Source organism: Chryseobacterium elymi (genome assembly GCF_003385495.1).
Classification (GTDB): Bacteria; Bacteroidota; Bacteroidia; order Flavobacteriales; family Weeksellaceae; genus Chryseobacterium; species Chryseobacterium elymi.
This window is the reverse complement of record NZ_QNUH01000044.1, coordinates 1-5558: the sequence shown is the minus strand read 5'-3', so window position 1 is coordinate 5558 and position 5558 is coordinate 1. Positions and strand designations below refer to the sequence as shown.

2 tRNA genes and 3 rRNA genes are annotated in these 5558 nt (G+C 46.9%); all 5 read right to left on the bottom strand.

Features of this window, described 5'->3' with window-relative positions:
- Positions 1–21: 21 nt before the first annotated feature.
- The 5 genes from rrf to DRF60_RS20565 all read right to left on the bottom strand — a co-directional run bounded on the left by rrf (position 22) and on the right by DRF60_RS20565 (position 5234).
- A 5S ribosomal RNA gene (gene rrf, locus DRF60_RS20585) occupies positions 22–129 on the bottom strand.
- Positions 130–300: 171 nt separating this feature from the next.
- Positions 301–3058: ribosomal RNA gene (locus DRF60_RS20580) — 23S ribosomal RNA — on the bottom strand.
- Between the two features lie 200 nt (positions 3059–3258).
- Positions 3259–3332: transfer RNA gene (locus DRF60_RS20575), tRNA-Ala, on the bottom strand.
- 85 nt (positions 3333–3417) lie between these two features.
- Positions 3418–3491 (bottom strand) — tRNA-Ile (locus DRF60_RS20570).
- A gap of 226 nt (positions 3492–3717) precedes the next feature.
- Positions 3718–5234: ribosomal RNA gene (locus tag DRF60_RS20565) — 16S ribosomal RNA — on the bottom strand.
- The 16S, 23S and 5S rRNA genes sit together here with 2 tRNA genes alongside, the layout of an rRNA operon.
- Positions 5235–5558: the final 324 nt, after the last annotated feature.

Sequence of the window (5558 nt, the reverse complement as noted above, 5' to 3'; positions counted from 1 at the left end):
TGTATGAGACTTTTTAATAAAAACTGGCGGCGGCCTACTCTCCCGCTTTCGCAGTACCATCGGCGCTGGTGGGCTTAACTTCTGTGTTCGGAATGGGAACAGGTGAGCCCCACCGCTAAAACCACCCTAAAGGCTTTATATAAGAGGTTAGATTTTAGTAGTTAGAGGTTAGTGATATACTAACTTCTAATATCTAAGTTCTAACTTCTGATTTTAAGCGATAAAAACGTTCACAAAGACAAAACCTTGACTGCGCATAAAAGGCTTGTATAATTTTATTATATTGATATAGCAACCATAGGCTATAAATCTACGGGTAATTAGTACTACTCGGCTATGACATTACTGCCTTTACACCTGTAGCCTATCAACGTCGTCATCTCCAACGACCCTTAAAAGATGTCTCATCTTGAGGCGAGTTTCGCACTTATATGCTTTCAGTGCTTATCTCTTCCAAACGTAGCTACTCAGCGGTGCACCTGGCGGTACAACTGATACACCAGAGGTTTGTTCAATTCGGTCCTCTCGTACTAGAATCAAGCCCTCTCAAACATCTAACGCCCGCAATAGATAGAGACCGAACTGTCTCACGACGTTCTGAACCCAGCTCGCGTGCCACTTTAATGGGCGAACAGCCCAACCCTTGGGACCTTCTCCAGCCCCAGGATGTGACGAGCCGACATCGAGGTGCCGAACCTCCCCGTCGATGTGAGCTCTTGGGGGAGACTAGCCTGTTATCCCCGGAGTACCTTTTATCCTATGAGCGATGGCCCTTCCATACGGAACCACCGGATCACTATGTCCTGCTTTCGCACCTGATCGACTTGTTGGTCTCACAGTCAAGCACCCTTATGCCATTACACTCTACGCACGGTTACCAAGCGTGCTGAGGGTACCTTTGAAAGCCTCCGTTACTCTTTTGGAGGCGACCACCCCAGTCAAACTACCCACCACGCAATGTCCTTCTAAAAGAAGTTAGGCTCCAAGTAAGTAAAGGGTGGTATTTCAACGTTGGCTCCACCAACACTAGCGTGCCAGCTTCAAAGCCTCCCACCTATCCTACACATTACTTACTCAAAGTCAATACGAAGTTATAGTAAAGGTTCACAGGGTCTTTTCGTCCCATTGCGGGTAATCGGCATCTTCACCGATACTACAATTTCACCGAGCTCGTGGCTGAGACAGTGCCCAGATCGTTACACCATTCGTGCAGGTCGGAACTTACCCGACAAGGAATTTCGCTACCTTAGGACCGTTATAGTTACGGCCGCCGTTTACTGGGGCTTCAGTCAATGCCTTCGCTTACGCTAAGCACCTTCCTTAACCTTCCAGCACCGGGCAGGTGTCAGACCCTATACAGCATCTTTCGATTTAGCAGAGTCCTGTGTTTTTGATAAACAGTCGCCTGGGCCTCTTCACTGCGGCCACCATTGCTGATGGCGTCTCTTCTTCCGAAGTTACGAGACTATTTTGCCTAGTTCCTTAGCCACGACTCACTCGAGCACCTTAGGATTCTCTCCTCGACTACCTGTGTCGGTTTTGGTACGGGTTGCTTCACTTCGGCTTTTCTTGGAAGCACTTTCCCTGCAGCAGCTTCGCCCGAAGGCTAGGCCTTGACTATTCCGTCAGTCTCCAGCAGGTACGGCACTCCGTCCCCTTTTTAGTGTGAGCAAGTATGGGAATATTAACCCATTGTCCATCCACTACCCCTTTCGGGTTCGCGTTAGGTCCCGACTAACCCTCAGCTGATTAGCATGGCTGAGGAAACCTTAGTCTTTCGGTGAGGGGGTTTCTCGCCCCCTTTATCGTTACTTATGCCTACATTTTCTTTTCTGTCCGCTCCACAATACCTCACGATACTGCTTCGGCGCAAACAGAATGCTCTCCTACCAGATACAACACTAGGTTGTAAATCCATAGCTTCGGTACTCTATTTATGCCCGATTATTATCCATGCCGGACCGCTCGACTAGTGAGCTGTTACGCACTCTTTAAATGAATGGCTGCTTCCAAGCCAACATCCTAGCTGTCAATGCAGTCCAACCGCGTTGCTTCAACTTAATAGAGATTTGGGGACCTTAGCTGTTGGTCTGGGTTCTTTCCCTCTCGGACATGGACCTTAGCACCCATGCCCTCACTGCCGACGAACATTTATTAGCATTCGGAGTTTGTCAGGAATTGGTAGGTGGTGAAACCCCCGCATCCAATCAGTAGCTCTACCTCTAATAAACTTAACATCGACGCTGCACCTAAATGCATTTCGGAGAGTACGAGCTATCTCCCAGTTTGATTGGCCTTTCACCCCTACCCACAGGTCATCCGAAGACTTTTCAACGTCAACCGGTTCGGTCCTCCACTCTGTGTTACCAGAGCTTCAACCTGCCCATGGGTAGATCACAAGGTTTCGCGTCTAATCCTACTAACTAACCGCCCTATTCAGACTCGCTTTCGCTCCGGCTCCGGACCTGAAGTCCTTAACCTCGCTAGTAAAATTAACTCGTAGGCTCATTATGCAAAAGGCACGCCGTCACCCAACTTGTGGGCTCCGACCGCTTGTAGGCGTACGGTTTCAGGTTCTATTTCACCCTTCTATTCGAAGTGCTTTTCACCTTTCCTTCACAGTACTTGTTCACTATCGGTCTTTCAGGAGTATTTAGCCTTGGAGGATGGTCCCCCCATATTCAGACAGGATTTCACGTGTCCCGCCCTACTCATTTATCATCTTAATATACCTTTCAAATACGGGGCTATCACCCTCTATGGCTGTTCTTTCCAGAACATTCTTTTAAATATATAAAGACTTTTGGGCTAATCCGCTTTCGCTCGCCGCTACTTACGGAATCTCTTCGATTTCTTTTCCTCAGGGTACTTAGATGTTTCAGTTCTCCTGGTTTGCTCCTCTTGCGAGGTGACATGTCTTCAACATGCCGGGTTGCCCCATTCGGACATCTGCGGATCAAGTCGTGTGTGCCGATCCCCGCAGCTTTTCGCAGCTTACCGCGTCCTTCTTCGCCTCTGAAAGCCTAGGCATCCGCCATACGCCCTTAACGATTTCTTTCCTATTTTTGGTTACTCAAGCGCTCTTATGCGCTCGGTTTTCTCTTTGTGATGTCTTTACCGTTAATGTCAATGATCTTTATGCTTGTACTTATGTAAAATGTAAAATGTAGTAATGACGGCTCCGTCACTATGTAGTATACATTTCCTTATATTACCCTCGTACATTATACGCTGTACTTTTGTACAGCATACAATATGTGGAGAATAAGGGAGTCGAACCCTTGACCTCCTGCGTGCAAGGCAGGCGCTCTAGCCAGCTGAGCTAATTCCCCCTCTAGTAGACTTGGAGACTAAAGAATAAAGAACAAAGACGCATCTTTTTTCTTTTCTCTTTCTTCTTCCCGTCTTTTTAATTAGTAGTCTCGGGCAGGCTCGAACTGCCGACCTCTACATTATCAGTGTAGCGCTCTAACCAGCTGAGCTACGAGACTTCATTAATTTTAGTTGTCGGTTGTCGGTTTTTAGTTGTCAGCATAACTAACTTCTAATGTCTAACCTCTAACTTCTTTTACTAAAATCTCTCTCCCTCTGATACTAATTTCTAGTGGGTTTGTATTTTATAAGATATAGCAACCAAATAAAAAACTAAAGCTTTACTTTAAGCAGAATCAATGTACATTGATGTACTAATTTTGTTTAACGTTCTTCAACGCTCTAAAATGAGATGTTCCAGCCGCACCTTCCGGTACGGCTACCTTGTTACGACTTAGCCCTAGTTACCTGTTTTACCCTAGGCAGCTCCTGTTACGGTCACCGACTTCAGGTACCCCAGACTTCCATGGCTTGACGGGCGGTGTGTACAAGGCCCGGGAACGTATTCACCGCGCCATGGCTGATGCGCGATTACTAGCGATTCCAGCTTCATAGAGTCGAGTTGCAGACTCCAATCCGAACTGAGACCGGCTTTCGAGATTTGCATCACATCGCTGTGTAGCTGCCCTCTGTACCGGCCATTGTATTACGTGTGTGGCCCAAGGCGTAAGGGCCGTGATGATTTGACGTCATCCCCACCTTCCTCTCTACTTGCGTAGGCAGTCTCACTAGAGTCCCCAACTGAATGATGGCAACTAGTGACAGGGGTTGCGCTCGTTGCAGGACTTAACCTAACACCTCACGGCACGAGCTGACGACAACCATGCAGCACCTTGAAAATTGTCCGAAGAAAAGCCTATTTCTAAGCCTGTCAATTCCCATTTAAGCCTTGGTAAGGTTCCTCGCGTATCATCGAATTAAACCACATAATCCACCGCTTGTGCGGGCCCCCGTCAATTCCTTTGAGTTTCATTCTTGCGAACGTACTCCCCAGGTGGCTAACTTATCACTTTCGCTTAGTCTCTGAACCCGAAAGCCCAAAAACGAGTTAGCATCGTTTACGGCGTGGACTACCAGGGTATCTAATCCTGTTCGCTCCCCACGCTTTCGTCCATCAGCGTCAGTTATAGTTTAGTAACCTGCCTTCGCAATTGGTGTTCTAAGTAATATCTATGCATTTCACCGCTACACTACTTATTCCAGCTACTTCAACTATACTCAAGACCCGCAGTATCAATGGCAGTTTCACAGTTAAGCTGTGAGATTTCACCACTGACTTACGAGTCCGCCTACGGACCCTTTAAACCCAATAAATCCGGATAACGCTTGCACCCTCCGTATTACCGCGGCTGCTGGCACGGAGTTAGCCGGTGCTTATTCGTACAGTACCTTCAGCTTTCCACACGTGGAAAGGTTTATCCCTGTACAAAAGAAGTTTACAACCCATAGGGCAGTCGTCCTTCACGCGGGATGGCTGGATCAGGCTCTCACCCATTGTCCAATATTCCTCACTGCTGCCTCCCGTAGGAGTCTGGTCCGTGTCTCAGTACCAGTGTGGGGGATCACCCTCTCAGGCCCCCTAAGGATCGTTGACTTGGTAGGCCGTTACCCTACCAACTATCTAATCCTGCGCGTGCCCATCTTTATCCACCGGAGTTTTCAATATATTCTGATGCCAGAAAATATATTATGGGGCATTAATCTTCCTTTCGAAAGGCTATTCCCCTGATAAAGGCAGGTTGCACACGTGTTCCGCACCCGTGCGCCGCTCTCAAGATTCCGAAGAATCTCTACCGCTCGGCTTGCATGTGTTAGGCCTCCCGCTAGCGTTCATCCTGAGCCAGGATCAAACTCTCCATTGTATGTTTTTCCTGACCCACTCAAAGTTTTTTTTACGCTTTAGTTTTTTTCTTACTTGGTTGTTATATTGTATGTCAATGATCTTTTTTCTTTCCGCATATAATAAAGAATCTTCTCTGTCGTTCTGTTCTCTATTTGCGGTTGCAAAAGTAATTATTTATTTCTAACCGACCAAATGTTTTAAAGGAAAATTTTAAAGTTTTTTAAGTAACCTTAACTCCCTCTACAACCTCAATCTGTACTCACTCCTGCGCCCCGTTTAACCGGACTGCAAAGATACAAAAAAAATTAAATCCCGCAACTTTTATTTCTAAAAAATTTTAAGG